The 24,032-nt window shown below is 60.3% G+C and carries 20 protein-coding genes; 5 read left to right on the top strand and 15 right to left on the bottom strand.

What is annotated here, in order from left to right:
• The 4 genes from BN1117_RS15175 to BN1117_RS15190 all read right to left on the bottom strand — a co-directional run.
• A partial coding sequence (locus tag BN1117_RS15175; protein ID WP_040098812.1) for a methyl-accepting chemotaxis protein occupies positions 1-1,133 on the bottom strand: 1,133 nt, incomplete at its 3' end.
• A gap of 59 nt (positions 1,134-1,192) precedes the next feature.
• Entirely contained in the window at positions 1,193-1,924 is a 732-nt protein-coding gene (locus BN1117_RS15180) for a transporter substrate-binding domain-containing protein (protein WP_040098814.1), read from the bottom strand.
• A 551-nt stretch (positions 1,925-2,475) separates the two neighbouring features.
• Entirely contained in the window at positions 2,476-3,714 is a 1,239-nt protein-coding gene (locus BN1117_RS15185) for a uracil-xanthine permease family protein (protein ID WP_040098725.1), read from the bottom strand.
• 417 nt (positions 3,715-4,131) lie between these two features.
• Positions 4,132-5,847 (bottom strand): NAD-dependent malic enzyme, encoded by a 1,716-nt coding sequence (locus BN1117_RS15190; protein ID WP_040098726.1) that lies wholly within the window; start codon positions 5,845-5,847, stop codon positions 4,132-4,134.
• 272 nt (positions 5,848-6,119) lie between these two features.
• Here BN1117_RS15190 and BN1117_RS15195 point away from each other — a divergent pair, with 272 nt between their 5' ends.
• Complete coding sequence (locus BN1117_RS15195; RefSeq protein ID WP_040098728.1) at positions 6,120-6,884, top strand: substrate-binding periplasmic protein; 765 nt, start codon at positions 6,120-6,122, stop codon at positions 6,882-6,884.
• A 71-nt stretch (positions 6,885-6,955) separates the two neighbouring features.
• On the opposite strand, the gene BN1117_RS15200 is transcribed toward BN1117_RS15195, so the two are convergent.
• The 9 genes from BN1117_RS15200 to BN1117_RS15240 form a co-directional block, all read right to left on the bottom strand.
• Positions 6,956-7,927 carry a formate dehydrogenase subunit gamma gene (locus BN1117_RS15200; RefSeq protein ID WP_040098729.1) on the bottom strand — a complete coding sequence of 324 codons (972 nt, stop codon included), beginning with the start codon at positions 7,925-7,927 and terminating at the stop codon, positions 6,956-6,958.
• Positions 7,924-8,583, bottom strand: coding sequence for a formate dehydrogenase FDH3 subunit beta (gene fdh3B / locus BN1117_RS15205; protein ID WP_040098730.1), 660 nt, complete (start codon positions 8,581-8,583; stop codon positions 7,924-7,926). The genes BN1117_RS15200 and fdh3B overlap by 4 nt, the downstream gene beginning before the upstream one ends.
• A gap of 4 nt (positions 8,584-8,587) precedes the next feature.
• A complete protein-coding gene (locus tag BN1117_RS15210; RefSeq protein WP_040098731.1) occupies positions 8,588-11,464 on the bottom strand; it encodes a formate dehydrogenase subunit alpha in 2,877 nt (958 codons plus the stop codon).
• 23 nt (positions 11,465-11,487) lie between these two features.
• Entirely contained in the window at positions 11,488-11,691 is a 204-nt protein-coding gene (locus BN1117_RS15215; protein WP_040098732.1) for a transcriptional initiation protein Tat, read from the bottom strand.
• Positions 11,692-11,822: 131 nt separating this feature from the next.
• Positions 11,823-12,440, bottom strand: a complete 618-nt coding sequence (locus BN1117_RS15220) for a TorD/DmsD family molecular chaperone (protein WP_040098733.1) — start codon at positions 12,438-12,440, stop codon at positions 11,823-11,825.
• A gap of 9 nt (positions 12,441-12,449) precedes the next feature.
• Positions 12,450-14,204 carry a 4Fe-4S dicluster domain-containing protein gene (locus BN1117_RS15225; RefSeq protein ID WP_040098734.1) on the bottom strand — a complete coding sequence of 585 codons (1,755 nt, stop codon included), beginning with the start codon at positions 14,202-14,204 and terminating at the stop codon, positions 12,450-12,452.
• Positions 14,205-14,307: 103 nt separating this feature from the next.
• Positions 14,308-14,901: a DUF3306 domain-containing protein gene (locus tag BN1117_RS15230; RefSeq protein WP_040098735.1), complete on the bottom strand. Its 594-nt coding sequence runs from the start codon at positions 14,899-14,901 to the stop codon at positions 14,308-14,310.
• Positions 14,894-15,496, bottom strand: coding sequence for a DUF3305 domain-containing protein (locus tag BN1117_RS15235; RefSeq protein WP_040098736.1), 603 nt, complete (start codon positions 15,494-15,496; stop codon positions 14,894-14,896). Before BN1117_RS15235 ends, BN1117_RS15230 begins: the two co-directional genes overlap by 8 nt.
• A gap of 390 nt (positions 15,497-15,886) precedes the next feature.
• A complete protein-coding gene (locus tag BN1117_RS15240) occupies positions 15,887-16,552 on the bottom strand; it encodes a hypothetical protein (protein WP_156130009.1) in 666 nt (221 codons plus the stop codon).
• A gap of 235 nt (positions 16,553-16,787) precedes the next feature.
• Between BN1117_RS15240 and BN1117_RS15245 the strand changes: the two genes are divergently transcribed.
• Positions 16,788-17,645, top strand: a complete 858-nt coding sequence (locus tag BN1117_RS15245; protein ID WP_040098737.1) for a formate dehydrogenase accessory sulfurtransferase FdhD — start codon at positions 16,788-16,790, stop codon at positions 17,643-17,645.
• Positions 17,646-17,660: 15 nt separating this feature from the next.
• Positions 17,661-18,527, top strand: a complete 867-nt coding sequence (locus BN1117_RS15250; protein WP_082032614.1) for a helix-turn-helix transcriptional regulator — start codon at positions 17,661-17,663, stop codon at positions 18,525-18,527.
• 80 nt (positions 18,528-18,607) lie between these two features.
• On the opposite strand, the gene BN1117_RS15255 is transcribed toward BN1117_RS15250, so the two are convergent.
• A complete protein-coding gene (locus BN1117_RS15255; RefSeq protein WP_040098740.1) occupies positions 18,608-20,710 on the bottom strand; it encodes a sensor histidine kinase in 2,103 nt (700 codons plus the stop codon).
• A gap of 25 nt (positions 20,711-20,735) precedes the next feature.
• A complete protein-coding gene (locus BN1117_RS15260) occupies positions 20,736-22,091 on the bottom strand; it encodes a sigma-54-dependent transcriptional regulator (RefSeq protein WP_040098741.1) in 1,356 nt (451 codons plus the stop codon).
• 254 nt (positions 22,092-22,345) lie between these two features.
• Here BN1117_RS15260 and BN1117_RS15265 point away from each other — a divergent pair, with 254 nt between their 5' ends.
• Both BN1117_RS15265 and BN1117_RS15270 read left to right on the top strand, forming a co-directional pair.
• A complete protein-coding gene (locus tag BN1117_RS15265) occupies positions 22,346-23,188 on the top strand; it encodes an ABC transporter substrate-binding protein (RefSeq protein WP_040098742.1) in 843 nt (280 codons plus the stop codon).
• A 79-nt stretch (positions 23,189-23,267) separates the two neighbouring features.
• On the top strand, positions 23,268-23,969 hold the full coding sequence (locus BN1117_RS15270; protein ID WP_040098743.1) for an ABC transporter permease: 702 nt from the start codon (positions 23,268-23,270) through the stop codon (positions 23,967-23,969).
• Positions 23,970-24,032 lie beyond the last annotated feature (63 nt).

Below are 24,032 nucleotides of genomic sequence, written 5' to 3' on the forward strand. Positions count from 1 at the left end.
TCCGCCACTACCGCGAAACCACGCCCCTGATCGCCAGCCCGCGCCGCCTCGATGGCGGCATTGAGAGCAAGCAGGTTGGTCTGCTCGGCAATGCCGTTGATCACTTCTATAATGGTGCCGATGCTGTTGCTCTCGGTCGAGAGGGTTCGCATCAGAGTGGCTACTCGCTCCACCTCACCCACCAGCTGATGAATCGCCTCATTGGCATGACCTGCCAGATGGTAACCCTGCTCCACATAGTGATTGGCCTCATCAGTGGCACCGGACGTTTTGACCGCATTACCAGCCACCTCCTGTACCGCCTGACTCATCTCAGTAATGGCGGTAGCGACCTGATCCAACTCGGACTGCTGGGCGTCACTGCCCACCCTGGTATCTGCCGAGAGGGTATCGCAACGCTCGGCATTTTGTAGCACCCCGGCAGAAAGGGTATTAATCTTCGCCACCATATCCTGCAACTTGGCAATAAAGTGGTTGATGTTGGTGGCCAGTGCTCCCATCTCATCCTGACGGTTGATCTTGAGTCGCTGGGTCAGGTCCCCCTCTCCTCTGGCCAGATCTAACACCGCCTGATTCATCTGATGAAGTGGCCTCAGCACATTGCGGTGGATAAGCACCATCAGCAGCGCGATGATGCAGAGATCGAGCGCCAGGATCTGCCAGACGGTGGTGAGCAACTGCTGGCGCAGTTGGGCCTGAATAGCGGCATCACTGGTTTGCACCAGCAATCGGGCCACCGTGTTTTTCTGGCCACTGTCGTCATAGACCAGGTCATATCCCTCGTAGGCAGACGTATCAGCAGGCATGGCCGCCACGGGGGCTATATCACCCTCAATGTCACGGGCAAATCCGGCCACCAGCTTATCCTTGTTGACCACCAGCAAAGCGCTGAGAATATCGGCCGCCAGCTCTGACTTGAGCGAGGCCTCGATAAAGGCTGATTCATAATTCCAAAGCGGCCCAGGCAGGGAGAGCTGCAGCCGGCCGATGGCTTGTTCGACTAATGCACTCTGTTTGCTATAGCTATCCGCTCTGGCTGCGTTGTAGTTGTACCCGCCAAACAACACCAGCAGTAGACTCACCGACAGGGAGGTTAACACGGCAATCCTGAACGTAAGACTTTTCCAATCCATGGCTTCCTCCCGGTTTTTACAGCTGCCGACGCACTACCATTGAGCGGCACTCGCTATTATTACTGGTACTTGGCATTGATCTTGTCGATGGTGCCATCCGCCTTCATGGCAGCCAGGATTTCGTTTAGCTTGGTGATAAGCTCATCAGGCGTATCCTTGTTAAACGCCAGGCTCATCTGGGTTTCCTTGAACACAAAGACTGGCTTGGGAGTGGCTACGTTCTCCTTGTTGGCCAGATAGGGGGCCAGGTACTGGCCAGTCGCCCAGAGATCGATACGACCCGCCTCCAATTTTTTCACGTTGGCGGTATCGTTGGCCGCAAGCTGCAGCTTGGTGAACCCCTCCGTTTGAAGATACTCGGCAGCCGCATCACCGTTATAGCCCCCCACCGAATACTGCTTGGCATCTTCCAGCGAAGAGACCGTGATATTGGCGGTGGCGCTGGAGAAGAAGACCCAGTTGTTACTTACTAGCGGCCCGACCCACTTGAAGAGCGTCTCCCGCTCCGGAGTGCGAGTCGTGGAATAGAGCGCTGTATTGGGTGTGCCAAGGGTATCTTCGTACGCCCGCTTCCACGGCATCAGGGTCAGTTTGTATTCGACCTCGGCACGTTTGAACAGCTCTTCAACCACCTCGGTCGACAGCCCAATAATCTTCCCTCCCTCACCCTGCATATTGAAGGGAGGATAATCCTCGGTCATCACATTCAGTGGCGCAGCCTGAACCGCGCTCATCGCCATCATGGAAGAGACTGAAAAAATTGCACTTTTCCACAGCAGTTGATAGTTCATCGCAACCTCGCTTTGTTTGCCATTCATCCCTGAACATCCGCCGTTCTCGATGGCGGTGCATGTCTGACCCGTTGGGGTCATGCCGGCTTTCACGGCTCGCCACCCACCCATGTGCAGCAGCAAACAGATCCGGATGTTGCCAGCGCGCAATAAAATACAACTGGCGAGCGCGGCTCACGGTAAATCCAGGTGGCAAACATGCCAGGGCAGCATGAGGGAGTAGATGGAGTGGGCGGATAAACCTGTGCCATGCAACAGCGCCGTGGCGGAGAAGCAGCGCATCGTTTCATGACAGGGGTCTGGGAGAGCAATGATTGAAAAGCCAACATCCATTTTCCCATACTGCTCGAGGAGACCTCTGAGCCGAGCCTGTCCTTTAGCTAAGGTCACGAAAAGAGATACGTCAAATGAGAATGCCAACTCCCTCATCCCCCCCCACACTCGACGCCATATGAGCTCCGCCGAGCCGAGAAGTGGCACTAGAGAACCAAAACAGAGAAGGCCACCGCGAGGTGGCCTTCTCTATCTCAACGATGAACGTCCGGCGACACTCAATCCTTGGCAGCCTCCATCACCCCCTCTTCGGAGTGCGCAGGCAGGATCAGGTTGAGCAGGATGGCGGCAACAGAGGCCAGGCCGACACCGGCCAGCGCAAAGTCACCGATCTTCATCTCCAGCGCGCCGACACCGACAGTAAGAGTCACGGCGACAATCGCGATATTGCGTGACAGCCCCAGATCCACCTTGGATTCAACCAGGGTCTTGAGACCGATAGCAGCGATGGATCCGAACAGCAGCAGCATGATACCGCCCATCACCGGCATGGGGATGGAGGTGAGCAGGGCGTTGAACTTGCCGAAGAAGGCCAGAATGATGGCAAACACCGCAGCCCAGGTCATGGTGACCGGATTGAAGTTGCGAGTGATCATCACGGCACCGGTCACTTCGGCGTAGGTAGTCACGGGTGGGCCACCGATGAAACCGGCGAAGCAGACGCCGATGCCGTCACCGGCCAAAGTACGGTGCAGACCCGGCTCCTTGGTATAGTCCTTGCCAGTCACGCCACCAATCGCCAGCACGCCGCCAATGTGCTCAATACAGGGGGCAATGGCCACTGGCAGCATGAACAGGGCGGCAGCCCAGTTGATCTCGGGGGTTTCGAAGTGGGGCAGCGCCAACCAGGGGGCGTTCACCATGCCATCGAAGCTAACCTGACCCATGAACACGGCAGAGACATAACCGGCAACCACGCCGCACAGGATGGGGATGAGCTTGATCCAGCCCTTGCAGAACACGGCAGCAATCAGGGTAACCGCCAGCGAGATACCAGCCAGAGTCAGGGCGGTTGACGCAGGAATAACCTGTTCGCTACCGGCACGGCCCATCGCCATGTTGCAAGCAACCTGGGCCACGGAGAGGCCAATCACCATGATCACCGGGCCAATCACTACCGGCGGCAGCAATTTGTGGACAAATCCCATTCCTTTCGCCCTGATCAACGCAGCCAGAATGAAATACATGAAACCGGCGGCAAACAGGCCAAACATGGTGGAGGGCAAGCCCCAGGTCTGGGTGGCGTAGATGATAGGAGCGATGAAGGCAAAGCTGGAACCGAGGAAAATCGGGACCTGACGACGGGTGCAGAGCTGGAACAGCAGGGTGCCCACACCGGCGCCAAGCAGGGCCATGGAGGGGTTAAGTCCGGTGAGCAGGGGCACCAGAACCATGGCACCGAAGGCGACAAACAGGATTTGCAGCCCGGCGACACTTTGCTTGACTAAGGAAAACATGGATATCCTTAACTTTTTGACAACTGATGGGGATATTTATCACTTTTCAGTTATCACAAGACTTTTTCAAAGCACAAAATGAACGTAAAGACGTCACTTGTTACCTTTTACTGCTTGGGGAGGGCATGAAACTGGCTTTTTAGGCGGGATTCGTTGCTACAAGCATCGAGTATGCGATTTTACGCACTTTTCTTACAAACGCCAATCGTTTTTCCTGCACGATGATTGATAGGCCACTCAACAGTGATGGGGTTTTGCACAACAGATGGGGAAAATAGCGCTGGTTGGGCTGCTTTGTGATGAAAGCGTGCGGATTTGGCTACCTCTGTTCACCGCCGACACGAAAAATGTGGAAAAAAAGAGGATGAAAGAATCATCCCCTTTAATTTCAAATAGTTAGATAATTGATGATTGGCACTATACCCGACGATAAGGCAGGTAGACCGGCTCCCACATCTGGTTGAGGATATGTTGCTGCAGATCCTGGCCGATCAGTGGGTGGGAAGGATCCCGGCGCACTATGTCTTTGAGCACGGCCGTCGCCACATGGAGTGAAATAGTGCGCAGTTCTCGAATGCGCGGATAGACAGAGCCTTGTGCCAAATCCTCTTCGTTCACGCACTCGGCCAACGCAAAGGCGGCAGTGGTGAAGATATCGGGCGTGATCTCGCGGATCTGGCTGACGATGGCCGCCAGGCCCACTCCGGGGAAGATAAAGACGTTGTTGCCCTGGCCGATACGAAAATCCTTGCCCTCAAACGCGACATCTTTGAACGGGCTGCCAGTAGCCACGATGGCTTTGCCCTTGCTCCAGCGGTAGATATCTTCCGGCAGTGCTTCACAGTTGGCGGTCGGGTTGGAGAGCGGGAACACCATGGGACGCTCGCAATGCTTCTGCATCAGCTGGACGTGCTCTTCCTGGAAGGCGCCGCCAGAGCCGCTGGTCCCCAACAGCACGGTAATGGGCACATGACGCAGCACATCGGCCAAATTGGCCTTGCCGGGCACCTCGGTATCCCAACCAGCCAACAGCAGCCCCGGTTTGGCGTAACGACGTTTGTACTCGTCGAGCCCGTCCCGGTTGTCGCACACCAGCCCCTGGGTATCCAGTATGTAGATGCGATCGCGGGCCGCCTGGGGATCCATCCCCTCGCGGATCATCCCCGCGCAGATCTGATCCGCCACCCCGACCCCGCCAGCACCGGCGCCATAGACCAGATAGTTCTGCTGGCCCAGGGTCTCCCCTTTGACCTTGACCGCGCCGATAATACCGGCCAGCACCACGGCGCCAGTGCCCTGAATGTCATCGTTAAACGAAGGCAGCGCCTGCTGATAACGAGCCAGATTGTTGAAGGCGTTGGATTTGCTGAAGTCTTCCCACTGCAGCACCGCATTGGGGAAGTGGCGCTTGACCCCCTGTACGAACTTGTCGATGAACTCTTCGTACTCCTTGCCGCGAATGCGCTTGTGGGGGCGGCCAAGGTACATGGGGTCATCGAGCAGAGTCTGATTATCGGTGCCCACATCCAGCGCAATGGGCATGCAACAGGCGGGGTGAATACCGGCACCCAGGGTATAGAGCGCCAGCTTGCCGATGGGGATCCCCATGCCGCCAACACCCTGATCGCCGATCCCCAAAATGCCCTGGCTGTCGGTGACGACAATGATGCGGATCGACTTGGCATCGAAGTGACGAGCCTGACTGCCCATGTCATCCACATTGTCAGGGGTAATATAGAGGCCACGGGGCTTCTGGAAGCGATGGCTGAACTCCTGGCACGCCTTGCCCACTGTCGGGGTGTAGATGTAGGGGGTCATCTCCTCTACATGGCGTGACAACAGGGCATAGAAGAGAGTTTCGTTGCGATCCTGCAGGGCACGCAGGTTCTGGTACTTCTCGATGTCACTGCAGGCACTCAAAAAACCCTGATAGACCCGTTCCAGCTGAGCTTCGAAGGTTTGCACCTGAGGAGGCAGCAAACCATCGAGATCGAAATCGGCCCGCTCCTGTTCGGTAAAGGCTGTGCCCTTGTTGAGGTATCGATTGTTAAGCAGATCGGTGCCGGTCAGTGCAACGGGGCGAAAATCCTCTCCCTGTGCATCTTTCCACAGCAGATATTGTCCGGTAGCCATAGTCATTCTCTTTGATTTACGTGAAGTTGCCGTTCGGCAGGAGAGCAAGACTCATAATGAAATCAATCATATGACGTTTAATCGTTTGATTTTGTGAGCTTGGCCATACCCTGTGGCCAAAACACCCCTCCAGCGGCTCCAGCGCAACAAATATCCACGGCAAGGAATTAGACTCATGTTAGCATTGCTGACAACCCAGCCCCCTTCACATCATCACAGCCGGGAGTGACCCTGATGCCCTCGACGCTACCAGCCCACGCCTTCTTCTTGCCATGCGCCTGATCCCGCTGCTTGCTCTGTGGTTGTTTCTGACCTGCCCGTCGGCACTGGCCGCACCGGGCCGGGAGCTTAATATCATCGTTGGTGAATGGCCCCCCTTTATCGCCGAACGAGCCAAACATCATGGCCCCGTTGCCCACCTTATCAGCGATCTGTTCAAAGAGGCGGGCTATCAGGTGAAGTTCCACTTCGCCCCCTGGGGCCGGGTCTATTCCCTGGCGGCCAACAGCCAGCTCTACGATGCCACCGCCGTCTGGATGCACAAACCGGAGCGGGAGCAGGATTTTCTGTTCAGCGAAGCGGTGCTGCAGGAGCAGTTTGTCTTCTTCTCCCTCAAATCACGGCAGTTGCAGGCAGAACGCCTTGAGCAGATCATCGGCCTGCGGTTGGGGGGTGACATCGCCTACAGCTACGGGCCTGAGCTGGATAAGATGGTGGCCGACGGCAAGGTGAGCCAGCAGCGGGTTACCGATGTGAAGCAGAATTTCGGCAAGCTGCTGCGCGAGCGGATCGACCTCTATCCGCAAGAGCTGCGGGTTGGTCTGGCCGAGTTGCAGAACCAGCTTGATCCCGCCAGCGCGGCACTTATCACCCACAGCCAGACCCCTTTTCTGCGCAACGACAGCTTTGTGATGTTCCCGCACAAAATGCCGGATTCGGCCAAACTGCGGGATAAGTTCAATCTGCAGTTACAGCAAGCCATCGCCAGCGGCCGCTATCGGGACTATTTTGACCGCCTGGCCAAAGGTGAGTACTGACCCGGCAGACATGGTGACACCATGAAACAGGGGCGCCGCAGCGCCCCTTCTTAATTTACCTTTGCCGGCCATCAACCGGATTTACCCGACCTGGGCTCATCGAGAGTATGCTTTACCTCTTCATACCAGAGATCGTGATGCTCTTTAGCCCAGGTCTCGTCCACCTCACCGGTCACCATCCCCTCCAGCGCCCCTTCCAGCTGGAACAGACCCATGTAGATATGGAAGATAAAGCCGCAGATGAGGATCAAGGCGCCGACGATATGGATGAAACTGGCCCACTCCATCTGACGGCGCAGCTGGCCGAAGATGGGGAAGTCCAGAAACAGCCCGGTCGCCACCACAATGCCGCCAAACCAGATGAGCAGCCAGAAGATCGCCTTCTCGCCGCCGTTGGAGAAGCCCGCCGAGGGGTGACTTCCCTTGTGCTTGCCAAGCATACCGCCAAACTTCATAAACCACTGCACATCCACCATGTTGACGATGTTGTGGCGAAACCACTTGATGAGCACCCCCATCAGGCAGAGGAAGAAGAGCGGCCCCACATAGTTGTGGAACACCTTGGCAAACCAGATCCAGTTCTGCCACACCCCCATGCTCACCACCGGCTTGATGAAGAACTTGCCGTAGATGATGGCCAGCCCCGACCCGGAGAGGGTCAGAAACATAAATGCCGTGGTCCAGTGCAGGGCCCGATCCAGCCTGCTCCAGCGCTTGAGCTTGCGCCCGGTGCGCGGTTTGGAGAGCTTGGTCTGCCCCACCACCAGGTACATCAGACCGCACATGGCCAGCGATCCGAAGATGGCGATGGCACCGAGCGGTGACACCCACTTGGTCTTCACCTCGAACCAGAGCTGGCCCGGCACCGAGATAAGCACTCCATGCTCCGGCGAGCGGGAAGTGGTTGTCCCCTCCTGCCCATCCTTCACCGCCCGCCAGTAATCGGCGCCGGCAAAGCCGACCGCCTCTTTCTGCGCATCGGCGAAGCCGGGCGCACTGAACAGCAGCAAGGCCGTCAGCAGCGCTGTCAGCCAGTGTCTCATTGGCCATCCTCCTGCTTGCCAAGCTTGAGCCCCTTGCCTCTGCCATCGTGAGGTTTGCTGGCGTCGCGATAGAGCGCCTGTTCATCAGAACCCCAAGCTGCATGAGGGGCACCACGATAGGCAACCCGCTCGCGGAAGATATCGGAGATCACCTGCGCATCCCCTGCCAGCAGCGCCTTGGTAGAGCAGAGCTCGGCACACATGGGCAGCTTGCCCTCGGCGATGCGGTTGGCACCGTACTTCTGGCGCTCCGCTTCGCTGTGATCCTCTTCCGGGCCACCGGCACAGAAGGTGCACTTGTCCATCTTGCCCCGATCGCCGAACGCGGCGCTCTTGGGGAACTGGGGGGCACCGAACGGGCAGGCAAACAGGCAGTAACCGCAACCGATGCAGAGATCCTTGTTGTGCAGCACTATGCCGTCGTCGGTGTGATAGAAGCAGTCGGCCGGGCAGACCGCCATGCAGGGGGCGTCGGTGCAGTGCATACAGGCGACCGAGATGGAGGTCTCCCCCGGCAGGCCGTCGTTGAGGGTCACCACCCGGCGGCGCTGGATGCCCCACTCCAGGGCATCGTCGTTCTCGTTCTTGCACGCCGTCACACAGCCGTTGCACTCGATGCAACGCTTGGTGTCACACATGAATTTCATTCTGGCCATGGGATCAGGCTCCTACTTTGCGAAAACGGCACAGGGTGACCTTGGTCTCCTGCATCTGGGTGACCGGGTCATAACCATAGGTGGTGACTATGTTGACCGACTCCCCCAGCACATAGGGGTCTGACCCTTCCGGATATTTGGATCGCAGATCCTTGCCCTCGAAGTGGCCGCCGAAGTGGAACGGCATAAAGGCGAGCCCCGGCTTGACCCGCGGGGTCACCAGCGCCTTCACCTTGACCCGGCCCCCTTCTGGCCCCTCGACCCACACGTCCTGACCGTCGCGCACGCCGACATCGTTGGCATCCGCCGGGTTCATCTCGACGAACATCTCCTGCTGCAGTTCAGCCAGCCAGGGGTTGGAGCGGGTCTCGTCGCCGCCCCCCTCGTACTCCACCAGACGGCCGGAGGTGAGGATGATGGGGAACTCCTTGCTGACATCCTTCTCCTGCACCGAGGCGTACTGGGTCGGCAGACGCCACAGGCTTTTCGAATCAGGCCAGGTAGCGTAGTCAGCCAGCAAGTCGCGGCGCGGGGTATAGAGCGGCTCGCGGTGCTTGGGCACCTGATCCGGGAAGGTCCACACCACGCAGCGCGCCTTGGCGTTGCCATACGGCACAAAGCCGTGCTTGATGGCGACGCGCTGAATGCCGCCAGAGAGATCGGTCTTCCAGTTCTTGCCCTCGGCCTCTTTTTTCTCGGCCTCGGTCAGCTCATCCCACCAGCCGAGCTGCTTCATCAAGTCGGCAGTGATCTCGGGATAGCCGTCTTCCACCTCACTCCCCTTCGGCCAGGAGTCTTCGGCGAGCAGCGAGACGCCCTGATACTCGATGCCGAAACGGGCGCGGAAACCGCCGCCCCCTTCCGAGACAGGAATGCTGGTGTCGTAGAGAATGTGGCTGCCGGGGTGTTTCATCTCAGGGGTGCCCCAGCAGGGCCAGGGCAGACCGTACACTTCGCCACTGACCGGGCCGCCCTCGGCCTTGAGGTTGGTCTTGTGGAAGGTGTGCCAGTTCTGCTGGTGCGCCTTGAGCCGCTCCGGGCTCTGGCCGGTGTAGCCCACACTCCACATGCCGCGGTTGTACTCGCGGGTGATGTCTTCCAAGAGTGGCTGGTTGTTCTCCACCTTGATGTGCTTGAACAGCTGATCGGCAAAGCCGAGCTTCTTGCTCAGCAGATACATGATCTCGTGGTCGACCTTGGATTCGAACAGGGGCTCAATCACCTTGTCGCGCCACTGCATGGAGCGGTTGGTGGCGGTGACGGAGCCATAAGTCTCGAACTGGGTGGTGGCCGGCAGCAGGTAGACGCCGTCGGTGCGATCGTTCATCACGGCAGCGACTGTGGGATACGGGTCGACAATCACCATCATGTCGAGCTTTTGCATCGCCTTCTTCATCTCGGGGCCGCGAGTCTGGGAGTTGACCGCATGGCCCCAGTAGAACATGGCGCGGATGTTGGAGCCCTGCTCGATGAGATCGGCGTTCTCCAGCACCCCGTCCACCCAGCGGGAGACCGGAATGCCGTTGTTGTTCATCGGCAGCTTGCCGTTGTAGGCCTTGTTGTCGAAGCGCGCCTTGATCCACTCGTAATCCACATCCCACACTCGGGCCCAGTGTTTCCAGGAGCCCTCTTCCAGCCCGTAGTAACCGGGCAATGAGTCGGAGGTGACGCCAAAGTCGGTGGCGCCCTGCACGTTGTCGTGACCGCGGAAGATGTTGGTGCCCGCCCCGCTCTTGCCCACGTTGCCGAGGGCCAGTTCGAGGATGCAGTAAGCGCGGGTGTTGTTGTTGCCTGTGGTGTGCTGGGTCCCCCCCATGCACCAGACCACGCAGCCGGGGCGGTTGTCGGCCAGCAGTTTGGCGGCGCCATAGACCTGCTGCTCGTTGAGGCCGGTCACCCGTTCCACTTCGGCCGGGGTCCAGCGCGCCACCTCTTTTTGCACCTCATCCATGCCGTAGACGCGGGTGCGGATGAACTCTTTGTCTTCCCAGCCGTGCTTGAAGATGTGCCAGAGCATGCCCCAGATAAAGGCGACGTCGGTGCCTGGGCGCAGGGAGAGGTACATGTCCGCCTTGGCGGCGGTGCGGGTACGGCGCGGGTCGACCACCAGGATCTTGCAGCCGTTGCGCTCTTTCGCCAGCAGGATGTGCTGCATGGCGACCGGGTGGGCCTCCGCCGGGTTGGAGCCGATAAACATGATCGACTTGCTGTTATGCATATCGTTCAGGCTGTTGGTCATGGCGCCGTAGCCCCAGGTGTTGGCGACGCCAGCCACCGTGGTGGAGTGGCAGATCCGCGCCTGGTGATCGACGTTGTTGGTGCCCCACAGGGAGGCCATCTTGCGAAACAGGTAGGCCTGCTCGTTGGAGTGCTTGGCGGAGCCGAGCCAGTAGACGCTGTCGGGGCCGGACTCCTTGCGCAGGCGCAGCACTTCATTGCCCACCTCTTCGATGGCCTGATCCCAGCTGATGCGCTGCCACTTGCCACCCACCAGCTTCATCGGGTACTTGAGGCGACGCTCACCGTGGCCGTGCTCGCGCAGGGCCGCCCCCTTGGCGCAGTGACCGCCCAAGTTGAAGGGGTGATCGAAGGCCGGCTCCTGACCGGTCCAGACGCCGTTCTGTACCTCGGCATAGAGGCCGCAGCCCACCGAGCAGTGAGAGCAGATGGTGCGCTTCACCTCGACCGGCACATCAAAGGCCACGGTTTTGGCCTCGGCCCGCTGCATCATGGCCGGCGCCAGCCAACCGGCGGCCACGGCGCCACCGGCCACCAGACTTGAGTTGACCATAAAGGCGCGACGGGTCAGCCCCTGACCGCGAATGGCCTGATTGCTCTGCTCACCCGCCTGGGGCTGCTCGGCACGTTTTGTCAGTTTCATGAATTCTCCTTCACTGAGCCGGCTCAGTCGGTGCCGCGCAGGGTGCGATAAAAGTCGTGAACATGGGGGGTCTCCCGATAGCCCTTGTCAGGCTCGGTGTCGTGGGTCAGCGCCTCTTTGCTCACCACCCGACCGGTGGCACCGGCCAGCACGCCTATGGTGGCGACTACGCCAACTCCCTTGATCAGATTGCGGCGGGACGGGTCTTTCAGCTGTTCATCGCTCATTCTTGTGACCTCTGTTGTTGTTCTTGCCAGCGCCTGCGCGCCAGCTTCGCGTCCAATGGGATATCTCGTCTGCTCGTCTTGTTATGCGCAGCTTTTGTTATGCACAGCGTGTTATGCGCAGATAGGGGCATTCAGCCCTTCACCACGCAGGCGCCAAACGGCAGGCGCAATTCGTTTTCCAGCTTGAAGAAATCGTCGGCAAGGGCGCCGACCGCCCGGTAGAAGCTGCCCCCTTTCGCCTGTTGCTGATCGCGGCAGCAGGCCAGTACCCAGGGGGCAAGGTGGCGCTCATAGAAGCGGTTGCGCTCCGGGTGTTGCTCGCCAATCAGTACCGCCATCACCTCACACAGGGCGGCCAGATGATCTTCCGGCTCGCACACGCCGCTCTGGCGCTCGAAACCGAGGGACTGCAGATCTGCGCGCAGTACCGCCAACGGCAGCTCCATCAAAGAGCCGGTGAGATACCAGGAGGCAAACGGCACGATCTCCCCGCGCCCCAGCCCGATAAAGAGATCCTGATACTCCTCGGCGAGCTCGTTTTCGTGGTGACTACTGGCCGCCAGCTGCACCAGCCCCAGCCCTCTGGCAAAGGGGCCCGGCATCGGCTGCAACCCTTGCAGCCAGGCGAGCTGTTCGCCGCGGGGAGCGGCGCGCCAGAGGCTTGCCAGCAGGGCGTAGAGATCGGCGCTGCTCTGTTCCAGTTCGGTAATGGTCAGTTCGCCAGCCTTTTCGTTATGTTGTTCACTCATCACTGGCCCTCACACCTTGAGCTGGGAGACGGGATCCGCCGCCAGCGCTGCAAACACATCCTTGACCCGGCAATCCTCACACATCAGCAGCCGCTGGGCGGCCTCGTTCTGGAAGTGGGAGTGACCGGCCAGTTTTTGCTGGATGCGGCGGATCATCGAGGCGGGCGCGAACGGCTTGGCGCAGCGAATGCAGCAGGCCGCTTCTTCGGCTTTGAGGCTCTGCACGGCGCGGCGCGCCTCGGGCACGGGTTGCAGGCGGGGCATCAGTACGATGGCCTGCTCGGGGCACGCCTTTTCGCACATGCCGCACTGGATGCAGTCCTGCTCGATAAAGTTAAGGCCAGGCGTGTGCCCCACCGCATGCAGGGCACGGCTCGGGCAGACCGCCACGCAACCCATGCAGAGGGTGCAGTCAGCGTCTTTCAGCTCCACACTGCCGTATGGGGCGCCGTGAGGCACCGCCAGCGGCTCGCGGCTCCCTTCGTTGGCCTGCCAGAGGGCATCGAAGGCGGCAAACAGGTTTTCCCGTTTGTCCCCTTTAAGCGGCCTCTCCAGCAGGGCAACGGCTGGCTGGCCGGAAACAGGCTCACCAACATCTGCGTCAAACAGAGCGATGCGATCGGCAGCAAGACCCGCGCCCGCCAGCAGCACGGCGGCGCTCGCCAGCTCCCGCTCAACCAGCGCACGGACGCTCTCGGGGGCATCATCGTCCAGCGCGATGCGCACCGCGCTGGCGCCATAGGCGAGGGCGGCGAACCAGCTCTCGATGCCTAAACTCGCGCTCTCCTCCACCCAGACTGGCAGCCAGTTGGCGGGCAGGCGGGTGAGTTCGGCCTCCACCCATTCGCGCTCGTGTTCACCGGCGATCAGCAACTGGGGCGCTTCGCCGCCCGCCTCCCGGTAATGCTTGAGCAAGCGCAGCAGGTAGTCGCCGCTGGTGTTGGCATCGGGCTGGTGATAGGCAATCGCCCCGGTCGGACAGGCCGAGGCACAGCTACCGAAGCCCTGACAGAGATGGGGATCGATCTGGATGCGACCATTGATGGGCTTGAGGGCATCGGTCGGGCAGACATCGAGGCAGCGGCTGCAACCGGGCACGCCGCGGGCGGTAAAGGCGCAGGCCTCGGGGTCAAGGCGAAAAAAGCGCGGCTTGTCGAAGATACCGGTCAGCGCGCAGAGTTCGGCAAGCCGTGCGGCCAGCACATCGTCATCAGCCAGATGCAGATAGCCGACCGGCGGGCGCTCCAGCGCAAAGAGCGGGGCACGGCCCAGATCGGCCACCAGATCGAAGCGCGGTTCGCTACCCACCGTCGCTTGTTGTGGAAAGCCTTGTTGTGGGAAGCAGAGCGCCGCCAGATTAACCCGCTCCCCCTGCCCATTAAGGCCGGTGAGCTGGAACTGCCCCAGATACCCTGTCAGGCTCGGTTCGCGCAGGGTCAGGGCGGCGAGGGATGCGGTGGCATCAAAGATGGCTTCGAGATCTGCCGCCTCGGCATAGTGGACCGCTTCGGTCACCAGCAGGGTGGGCTTCACCCCGGCGGGCAGCAGGCTGGCGGCGCGGCGAATGCGATCTTCCGGGCCGACCAGCAGCAAACGCCCCTGACTCTGGTAAGAGACAGTGGCCGGGATCAGGTTGTCGGTCTTGACCGTATGCTGCAGGGCATAGGCGCGAGCGCGCACGTTATGCGCGGCCGCCCCCGCCCCATGGGCAAGATTGGAGGCCAGATTTGGGCTCAGATTTGGCAATGTTTGTTCAGTGCTCACATACACTCCTGCGCGCGCCACCTCATGGGATGGGCGCTTGTTGGTAAGCCGAGAGAGCAAGAGGCGAGCCAACTCCCCCGGGAAAAAAGTGACTGACAGGGAGTCAGGATCCTGAGGGTTCCATTTCCCCACCTTTGGTTGGGACATTTTGTCCACCAGAGGAAACCAAAATGTCCCGATCGTCGGTGGGGGTTTGAGAATGGTTATCAGCCAGCTCGTTGGCGGCAGGTTCGCTGGCAACCGCCAGCGGTTCAGCGGATCCGCTGGCCGGATTGGCCGATTCGCTCTCCGGCGCAGTCACCTGATCTACCAGCCAGTTGCGCAGCCCGGCAGTCAGGGCTGCGGGCAGCAATTCGGGCTGGCTGAAATCCTGGGTGTAGTCGTCGAGCCCATCCGGCTTGTGGCTGCGAAACATGGCCCGCAGCGCCTCCCTGTCGGGGAGTTTGGCCTTGCCCGGCTGAGTCGCTGTTAGCGGAGGCTCGCCACTCCCAGCCCCCTCAACGGCAAGGGGTTCACCGCTCCCCTTGTCAGTGCTGACTACGGGGCTATCCAGCGCAGCATCTGGAGTTTCAGCTTCACCACTGCCTTCGATGGGGGCGGCAACCGCCTCGGGGCTAACCTCTTCCCTCGGCTGCAATACCTGATGCTTGCGCGCCTCACTCTTGCGAGATGACCAACGCTTGAGGAACTCACTCATGGGCATTTTTTCCGGCATTGTTTCCGGCCTTGTTTACGGCACAGGTTCCGGCGTCACTACCACGCTCGCGGCCATCGGGGCCGGTGGCTTTAACGGCGCCACAGCTGGCTTGATCTACCGTATCGACACCCAGCTGATCCTGCGCCCGTCCCTTGCCCTTCTTGCCCTTGCGACGGGCCTCCAGCAGCTCGCCGTGGCGGCCGATAAAGGCCTCCACCCAGGCTTGCAGCGCCTCGGGCAGCGGGCAGGAGAGCACCTGCCGCTCGCCATCCATATAGGCGGCGGCCACGGTCTGGCTCAGGGTCAGACCATCAGCCACAAAGCCACTGTCCACGCGGCTTCCGGTGACACTTCCGGTAACAAAAAGGCGGGGCGAACCGGAGCTCAGATTGAAGCGATAATCCCCCCGCTCATCGCGAAACAGGGTGAGGGGCAAGGCACCGGCAGCCTCGGGCTGCGCGGGATGGAGCGCTGCTATCTCGAAACGGCGGCTCTGCCAGCGGCCAACCTGGCTGTCGATGGCCTTTAACTCCAGCTGCAGCCAGCGCTGCGGGGAGAGGGGTTTGGTTGTCTCTTGCACTGTCACGGCTCCCATCAGAAGGTCTCTGCCGAGCCGCCCTCCCCCGTGATCCACCCCGTTTGGGGCGGATCACAGCAGGAGATTTATGGCGGCCACGGCCATCTATGGGATAAGACATAGCAAGAGTGGGGCCAAGGCAGGTTTGGTGGTGGATGGAGGCTTTGATGCAGGTTGGGGCCTTGTGCGGGATATGGGTTGGCGCGGAGCGTAGGTGGGTGCAGAGCGTAGGTTGGTGCTGAGCGCAGCGAAGCCCAACAGGCGGCGTAAAACCAATTTACCCACATCCCAATCCAAATAACCGAGTGACAAGATGATTGCCAACATCAACAAGATTACGTGGTAAACGTTAGGCTTCAGCACCAACCTACGATTTAGCCCAACATACGAGATGCTCGCCGCAGTAACCTATAGCATTTTCCATAAAGTCAGCATAATCGCCAAGCTTCCAATCACATATGGGCCAATAAGATCCAAATTCTCTCGATACTTAAAAAATGCTGAAGATTGATATTTTAATTCATATGAAAGTAACTTAATATATTTTTTACGCGTCCATTTATCATTAAACTTTGTTAATTTAATCAACTTTTCAAATTGATGTGTCTCGCCATCTTCATCTATGTGATAAGAGGGGAATATTAGTGCCCTTTTAAATATTCCAGATACGTAATACTTAGATTCTTGTATACCAGGCTCATCGCTCCCAGAAAACTCCACAGCAGGCCCTAATAAACCACGTACATCTTCCATAACAACGTCATAGTAAAACACATTTCGGTCTTCAAGCATTCGACCAGACCATAGATTGTAAAGCTCTTCATGATAACTATGTGCATATGCGTAGTAACGAATTAGAAGGTACACAACCGATAAAAGTAAAAAAACATTCAAGCCAGACTGATTTTCAAATTCAATTTTAAATATAAATGTATTTGCTTCTTTGAATGTCGCACCAGTAAAGTCAATGGCTAACATCAAAACAGATAGTAAAACCAATAGTTTCCTTTTACTCTGTAAGCCTGTATCTTCATCAATCCTCTTCCTATAACTCAATAAATTTTCGCTTAACATTACGAACCTATCACCCTTGCTTTTGTAAAATAAAACACAAACAAATTAAATATTTATACCTAATGAATAAACTTTATCATACGAACTCATACAGAACCCAATAAAAAGTGATATTTTGATCGATTTTTGCAAAACACAATATGTTTACCTACAACGATAATTTTCTTTTAACAATCTGGAACAAAACTTGCTGTATCCCTCCCCTTAGATCCCGGCAACCGGTCGCGAGGGGCCCATGACACCGACCTTTATCAAAAGCAATGCTGCAGCCCAGCTCACCATGGCCGTCGAGGTGATGGATGAGCAGGGCACGCTGCAAACCCGCCAAATCGCCTGTGAGCGGCCACTGACGGTCTACCTCAACTGGAAGGAGATAGTAACCCTGATGACGCTGGGGGCCCGCCCCGAGGCGCTGGTGCTGGGTTATCTGAAAAATCAGGGCTTTATCGAGGACATTGCAGCCATAGAGTCGGTGATTGTCGACTGGGAGAGCGAGGCCGCCGCCGTGGTGAGCAGTCAGCAGGCCGCCGATCTCGACAAATCCTTGGAGAAGAAGACGGTCACCTCCGGCTGCGGTCAGGGCACTATGTATGGCAGCGTGATGAAGAAGCTCGAAGGGGTGGTCTTGGCGGCGCCCGAGCTTAAACAGAGCACCCTCTACGCCCTGCTCAAGGCGCTGTCGGCCCATAACGAAACCTACAAGATTGCGGGAGCCGTCCATGGCTGCGCCATCTGTCGCGGCAGCGAAATCCTCTCCTTTGTCGAGGATGTGGGACGCCACAATGCGGTGGATACCCTGGCGGGCGAGCTATGGATGCGCGGCGAGAGTGGCCACGACAAGATCTTCTACACCACAGGGCGGCTCACCTCGGAGATGGTGATCAAGGTGGCGCAGATGGGCATTCCAGTGCTGCTGTCACGCTCCGGCGTTACCCAGATGGGGCTGGACCTGGCCCGCCAGCTCGGCATCACCATGATTGCCCGCGCCAAGGGGCGCCATTTCGAGGTATTCAGCGGTCACGACCATATGGTGCTGGACGAGAAGCCGCCGGTGCTGGCGCCCAGTCCGGCCGGTCGCGGGATGCGGGACTAAGCCATGAACGAGTTTATGAACGTGAAGCAGGTGGCGGAATACCTCGATCTCAACGAGAAGAAGGTCTACCAGCTCGCCAACGAGGCGCGTATCCCCGCCACCAAGGCGACCGGTAAGTGGCTGTTTCCCCGCTCCCTGCTCGACCGCTGGCTGCTCGGCAGTTGCCATGAGGGGGTGATGAACGACCGGCTGCTGCTGGCAGGCTCGGACGATGTGCTGCTGCACTACGCCAGCAGCCGCTTGGCCCGGCAGCTCGGCACCCAGGCTCTGGTGGGCTACACCCCGTGCGGCACCCGTCAGGGGCTGGCGATGCTGGCGCGCGGCCATGTGGAGATCGTAGCCATCCACTGGGGGCAGGCCGAGGAGGCGCACCTGCGCCACCCGGCGCTGGTGCAGCAGTATCAGGGCCACCGACAATGGGTGATCGTTCATGGATTTCGCCGGGTGCAGGGGCTGGTACTGCGCCGGGGCTTGCAACCCAAAGAGGCGAAAGAGGCGCTCGACTGGCGCTGGGCCATGCGTCAGGAGGGGGCTGGCAGCCAGCGCGCCCTGCAGGAGTGGCTGCAAACCCAAGGGGAGTCGCTGACCCGGCTGGAGCGCACCCTCGAGGTCAACAGCGAGCGGGAGCTGGCCGCCGCCATCAGCCGCGGCGATGCGGATGTCGGGCCCGGCGCCCAGAGTACCGCCACCGAGTTTGGCCTCGGCTTTATGCCCTTGTCGCAGGAGTGCTTCGATCTGGTGATGCCGCAGGGAGTCTTCTTTCGCACCCTGCTGCAGCAGTTGATCGGCTGGCTACAATCCCCCGAGGGGCGCGAGCTGGCGGCCCGCCTCGGCGGCTATGACCTGACCCAGAGCGGCAAGCTGGTGTGGAGCCCGCAGTAAATAACCACTCACCCACCGACAAAACAGCCCGTCAACCATGTTGACGGGCTGTTGTTATCACGGGCCTTTTTATAACAGCATCAATCGCTTGTCTCACGCCCCTCGGCATTGAGGGCGATGCGCCACCCTTCCAGTTTCGCGGGCTCACTGCCGCTTGGCAGCAGGGCGTGGCTGCGCAGCCGCACGGTAAAGCAGCTCCCCTGCCCCGGGGTTGAGTCCACCAAGAGCTCGCCGCCCCAGCGACTGATGATGCGGTGACTCAGGGCCAGCCCCAGACCGGTGCCGGTGGCGCGGGTGGTGAAGAAGGGGTCGAAGATCTTGTCGATAATGGCCGCCTCGATGCCGCTGCCGTTATCGATCACCCGTACCTCGGCCCCGCGCAACTGACCCAGTTCATCGACCCAGTCGCGGCTCTCGACCCGGATCTCCCCCAGCTCCCCCAGCGCGTGGCTGGCGTTGACCAGCAGGTTGATCAGCACCTGTAGCAGCTGCTGACGATCCGCCTCGATGGGCTGCTGGGCCCTGAGATCGGCCACCAGCTCCACCTGCTGCTGGCGCAAGGCGGAACGCACCAGGGTCAGGCTCTCCTCGATGATGGGGTTAAGGTGCTGCCACACCGGCGCCGTCTCGTAGTCGCCGGGGCGCGAATATTGCAGCAGGCTGCGGGTGATGGCACGAATGCGCTCGATCTGGGCCAGCACCAGTGCCAGCTCCTCGCTAACCGGTTCGGCCGCCTCCCCCAGCTCCAGCTTCATCAGCTCCACATTGCCGAGGATCACCGCCAAGGGGTTGTTGATCTCGTGGGCCACCCCGGCCGAGAGCTCGCCAAGGGCCGCCAGCTTCTCGCTGATGAGCAACTGCTGGCGCGCCTCGGTCAGCATATGAATATGCTCTTCCAGCTCGGCGGTCTTCTGCTCAAGGCGTTGGGTACGTTCGGCCACCTTCTGCTCCAGCTCGTCGGCGCTGCGAGCCATCTGCTGCTGATGCGCTTCTTGCCTGTCCAGCATGGCGTCAAACTGGCGACCGAGCTGGGCCAGCTCGTGGTCGGGATCGAGGGCCAGCGGGCCGATTCGAGCGGACTCCCCGGCCTGCACCTGCCGCACCACCTTGTGCATCCGCTCGATGGGGGAGAAGAGATCCCGCGCGCCGCGATAGACCAGCAGGCCGGAGAGCAGCAACAGCAGCACCACGCCGGAACCCAGCTCCACCAGATTGGTGAGGTAGGTGCGGATGATGGGCCACTCGAGAAAGCCGACATAGAGCATGCCGAGCCGCTCGCCCCTGGCTCCCAGCAGCGGCTCGTAACCCGAGACATACCAGGCGTCGTGGACGAAGGCGCGGTCAACCCACATCTCCCCTCGACCCAGCACCTGCTCGCGCACTGGTGGTGAGACCCGGGTGCCCACCGCCCGGCCCACCTGACGGCTGCTGCTGACCGGCACATTGGTGCTCACCCGCAGATCGTCGAGAAACAGGGTAACGGTGCCGACACTGCCATCCGGCAGGGTGTTTTTGGCAAATACCTGCCCCTTGAGCTCATCCACCAGCCGGGTGCTGCCGTTGACAAGCTCGCCCCCCTCCAGCACCGCCCAGAGCGATCCGTCGCGGCCCATCACAGGGGTCAGTGACAGACTGATCAGCCCCCTCTCCTCCACCACTTTGGTGCCATCCCGCAGCCACAGCACGGCCCGCTTGGCCAGTTGCGGGGAGAGGGCGAGCATCTCCTGCTGCGACCAGACCACAAAGTGACTGACGCTGCGCCCGGCCGTGAGGGCGGCGCGCTCCTGCACCGTCAGCTGATCCAGCTCGGGGCCACGGCGCAAGCGCAGAAAATCGAGGCCATAGTTGGCCGCCAGCGGCATCACCCAGTCATGGAGCTGATCCGGCGATTCCCGCAGCCGCAGTTGAAAGGCCCAGGCATCGCGCAGATGCTCCAGACGCTCGCTCTGGCGCTGCTGCTGCACCCTGATGGCGTGGTGGGCCACCCCGAGATCGCTGCGCACCGTGGTGAGCAGGTTCTGCCAGCTGTAAGTGAGGGTCCAGTAGAGGGTGAGCGCGATCATGCCCACCAGAGTGAGCATGATGGGCACCGAGGTGAGCAGCAGCAGGCGCCAGCGCACCTTGGTGCGCACGCAACGGGGCAACAGGGCCCGCATACTGCGGGAGATCAGGGTCAGTTTCATCGCCACCCCATCCAGTCAGCCTTCCTCATTCGATGGCCCACTCCTTGAATTTGCGATCCAGCGTCTTGCGCGCCACCCCGAGCACCCGGGAGGCGGCCGACTTGTTGCCATCATGGCTCGCCACCACCTGCAGGATGTGGGCTTTTTCCACCTCCGCCAGCGGCCACGCCAGCGGATAGCCCTCCTCGCTCGCCCCCTGCTCGGCGGACTTGCTGCTCTGCCAGTAATCCGCCGGGGGCTTGCCCAGCAGCAGGCAGCGCTCGATAAGGTTGCGCAGCTCCCGCACGTTGCCGGGCCAGGGGTAGGCCTGCATCGCTACCACATCCTCGTGGGTCCAGCTCAGGGAGCCCATCCCCATCTCGGCGGTGAGCTGGCGGGTAAAGTGGTGTACCAGCGCGGGGATGTCGTCGATGCGCTCGCGCAGCGGGGCCACCGGCAGCGCCACCACGTTGAGGCGATAGAAGAGATCTTCGCGAAAGCGGCCCGCCTCCACCTCAGCCTTGAGGTTGCGGTTGGTGGCGGCAACGATGCGCACATCCACCGCCAATTCGCGCTCGGCCCCCACCGGGCGGATGGCCTTCTGCTCCAGCGCCCGCAACAAAGAGGCCTGCATGGCAAGGGGCATTTCGCCGATCTCGTCCAAAAAGAGCGTGCCCTGATGGGCGACCCGGAACAGACCGTCGCGCCCCTTGCGGGCGCCGGTAAAGGCCCCCTGCACATGGCCAAACAGCTCGCTTTCCAGCAGCTCCGGCGCGATGGCGGCGCAGTTGAGGGGCACAAAGGCCCCCATCCGGCCAGAGAGTTGATGCAGGGCGCGGGCCACCAGCTCCTTGCCGGTGCCGGACTCTCCCTCCACCAGCACGGCGGCGTTGGAGGGGGCAACCCGGGCAATCAGCGTCTTGAGCTCACGGGTCTTGGCACTGTCGCCAATCAGGGTGGGCGGGAAGAGCTTGCTCACCTCCCGGCGCAGCAGCAGGTTCTCCCGCTCCATCTGGCGACGCTCGATGACTCTGTCTACCGCCTGCACCATCTGATCGAGGTTGAAGGGCTTGAGGATAAAGTCGCTGGCGCCGAGGCGCAGCGCCTTGAGGGCGGTCTCCATATCGCCGAAACCGGTCATGAAGATGATGTCGTTGCGCCGGGTAGCCGGGTCGATGGCCTCGTGCCATTCGATGCCGGAGCGCCCCGGCAGCCGGATGTCGGCGATGATAAGGTCGAAGTGAAGGCGGCAACGCAGGGCTTCCGCCTCCTCCACGCTGGCGGCAGTCTCAATCTGGGCAAAACGCTTGGCCAGCGCCTTGGCCAGAAAGCTGCGCATGCCGGGCTCATCGTCAACGATAAGCAGGGAGAGGGCTGACCAGCGGCTGGCGGGTGCAGTCATGAAAATAATACCTCGAAGGCAGAGAGGGTCGGAAAATGTCCCGATAACCGGAACCTTTGTGGGACATTTTGTCCTCCCCGCAGCAAAAGCACCAACACCAATTATTAAAAGCGATAACAAGCTCACCTAATTGATTCTAATAAGCTTCTGTTTTTAAACGGCAAACCGTGAATGCAGCGGCAAAGGAACAGTTTGGCACCCCGCTTGCTTACTCTTGCCCTCTCCTCATCCACCCTGAAAAAAGTTGCATCACGATGACGATAAAAACCAGCCTCAAACGTTTTGCCCTCTCCCTCGCTGCCAGCCTGCTGATCGCCGGTGCGGCCCACGCCGACGCGGATACTAATGCCACAAAAGCGCCGATCCGCCTCGCCACCACCACCAGCACCGAGCAGTCCGGTCTGCTGGGCTGGCTGCTGCCCCAGTTCACCAAAGAGACCGGTTATCCGGTGCAGGTGATGGCGGCCGGTACCGGCCAGAGCCTGAAGATGGGCGAGAATGGCGATGCGGATCTGGTGATGACCCACGCCCCCTCTGCCGAGAAGAAGTTTGTCGATGCGGGCTTTGGCATCGAGCCGGTGCACCTGATGTATAACGACTTCGTTATCGTCGGCCCGGCCAAAGACCCGGCGGGTCTCGGCAAACTGCACGACGCGGCCAAGGGGCTGCAAGCCATCAAGGAGCAGGGCCAGACCTTTATCTCCCGCGGTGACGAGTCCGGTACCCACATCAAGGAGCAGACCCTGTGGCAGGCCGCTGACGTCAAACCCGAGTTTGCCGGTTACAAGTCCATCGGCCAGGGGATGGGCCCGACCCTGACCATGGCCTCGGAGCTGGGTGCCTACACCCTGACCGACCGCGGCACCTGGCTCGCCTACCAGAGCAAGCTGGATCTCGCCGTACTGCTGGAGGGTGACAAGCGCCTGTTCAACCCCTATCAGGTGATCCTGGTCAACCCCAAGCGCTACCCGGATCTCAACACCGAAGGGGCTCGCACCCTGAAGAACTGGCTGGTCTCAGAGCATGGCCAGAAGCTGATCGGCGACTTCAAGGTGGCGGGTCAGGCGCTGTTTGTGGCGGATGCCAACACCAAGTAATGCCCGCACCGACCGACATGGTGGCGCAGCTGGCCTTCCCCCTGCGCGACTCGTCCTGCACTATGGAGAGAGAGGTCTGATGCCGACGCTGCTTGACACGACATTAGCGGCCCTCGCCCTGCTGTTCAGTGGTGACACCGAACTGTGGCAGGTGGTGGGGGTCTCCTTCTCCGTCTCCGGCATAGCCCTGCTGCTGGTGCTGCTGCCCGCCTTGCTGCTGGGCTTTGCCCTGGCCTATCTGCCGCTGCCCGGCCGCTGGCTCTGGCTCTCCTGCATCAATACCCTGCAATCGGTGCCGACCGTGGTGATTGGCCTCTTGCTCTACATGCTGCTGTCGCGGGCCGGCCCCTTTGGCGACTGGAAGCTGCTCTTTACCCAGCAGGCGATGGTGGTGGGGCAGATGCTGATCGCCTTTCCGGTGATCGCCACCATGGCCCACGCGGCGTTTGTCCAGAGCGACCGCCGCGCCTGGGAGACTGCCCTGACCCTCGGGGTCTCCTGGCCCAAGGCGCTGATCGGCCTGATGCACGAGTGCCGCTTTGGCCTGCTGGCCGCCATCATCGGCGCCTTCAGCCGCATCGTCACCGAGGTGGGCTGCTCCATGATGGTGGGGGGCAATATCCTGCACTTTACCCGCAACATCCCCACCGCCATCGCGCTGGAGACCCAGAAAGGGGCCTTCACCCAGGGTGTGGCCCTCGGCATAGTGCTGCTCACTCTCGCCCTCTTGCTCAACCTGCTGCTGACGGCCTGTCGCGGCCACAGCTATCTGAAGAACTGACCATGGCACAGCGCATTGTTAGCCATTACCGAATGCTGCTGACCCTATCTCTGGCACGGCCAC

Origin of the sequence: Aeromonas australiensis (assembly GCF_000819725.1) — a bacterium.
GTDB lineage: Bacteria > Pseudomonadota > Gammaproteobacteria > Enterobacterales > Aeromonadaceae > Aeromonas > Aeromonas australiensis.

Bases quoted from the DNA above. Each gene is read 5' to 3' on its own strand.
- BN1117_RS15180 (WP_040098814.1), bottom strand. From the start codon at position 1,924: ATGAACTATCAACTGCTGTGGAAAAGTGCAATTTTTTCAGTCTCTTCC.
- BN1117_RS15185 (WP_040098725.1), bottom strand. From the start codon at position 3,714: ATGTTTTCCTTAGTCAAGCAAAGTGTCGCCGGGCTGCAAATCCTGTTT.
- BN1117_RS15190 (WP_040098726.1), bottom strand. From the start codon at position 5,847: ATGGCTACCGGACAATATCTGCTGTGGAAAGATGCACAGGGAGAGGAT.
- BN1117_RS15195 (WP_040098728.1), top strand. From the start codon at position 6,120: ATGCGCCTGATCCCGCTGCTTGCTCTGTGGTTGTTTCTGACCTGCCCG.
- BN1117_RS15200 (WP_040098729.1), bottom strand. From the start codon at position 7,927: ATGAGACACTGGCTGACAGCGCTGCTGACGGCCTTGCTGCTGTTCAGT.
- fdh3B (WP_040098730.1), bottom strand. From the start codon at position 8,583: ATGGCCAGAATGAAATTCATGTGTGACACCAAGCGTTGCATCGAGTGC.
- BN1117_RS15210 (WP_040098731.1), bottom strand. From the start codon at position 11,464: ATGAAACTGACAAAACGTGCCGAGCAGCCCCAGGCGGGTGAGCAGAGC.
- BN1117_RS15215 (WP_040098732.1), bottom strand. From the start codon at position 11,691: ATGAGCGATGAACAGCTGAAAGACCCGTCCCGCCGCAATCTGATCAAG.
- BN1117_RS15220 (WP_040098733.1), bottom strand. From the start codon at position 12,440: ATGAGTGAACAACATAACGAAAAGGCTGGCGAACTGACCATTACCGAA.
- BN1117_RS15230 (WP_040098735.1), bottom strand. From the start codon at position 14,901: ATGAGTGAGTTCCTCAAGCGTTGGTCATCTCGCAAGAGTGAGGCGCGC.
- BN1117_RS15235 (WP_040098736.1), bottom strand. From the start codon at position 15,496: ATGGGAGCCGTGACAGTGCAAGAGACAACCAAACCCCTCTCCCCGCAG.
- BN1117_RS15240 (WP_156130009.1), bottom strand. From the start codon at position 16,552: ATGTTAAGCGAAAATTTATTGAGTTATAGGAAGAGGATTGATGAAGAT.
- BN1117_RS15245 (WP_040098737.1), top strand. From the start codon at position 16,788: ATGACACCGACCTTTATCAAAAGCAATGCTGCAGCCCAGCTCACCATG.
- BN1117_RS15250 (WP_082032614.1), top strand. From the start codon at position 17,661: ATGAACGTGAAGCAGGTGGCGGAATACCTCGATCTCAACGAGAAGAAG.
- BN1117_RS15255 (WP_040098740.1), bottom strand. From the start codon at position 20,710: ATGAAACTGACCCTGATCTCCCGCAGTATGCGGGCCCTGTTGCCCCGT.
- BN1117_RS15260 (WP_040098741.1), bottom strand. From the start codon at position 22,091: ATGACTGCACCCGCCAGCCGCTGGTCAGCCCTCTCCCTGCTTATCGTT.
- BN1117_RS15265 (WP_040098742.1), top strand. From the start codon at position 22,346: ATGACGATAAAAACCAGCCTCAAACGTTTTGCCCTCTCCCTCGCTGCC.
- BN1117_RS15270 (WP_040098743.1), top strand. From the start codon at position 23,268: ATGCCGACGCTGCTTGACACGACATTAGCGGCCCTCGCCCTGCTGTTC.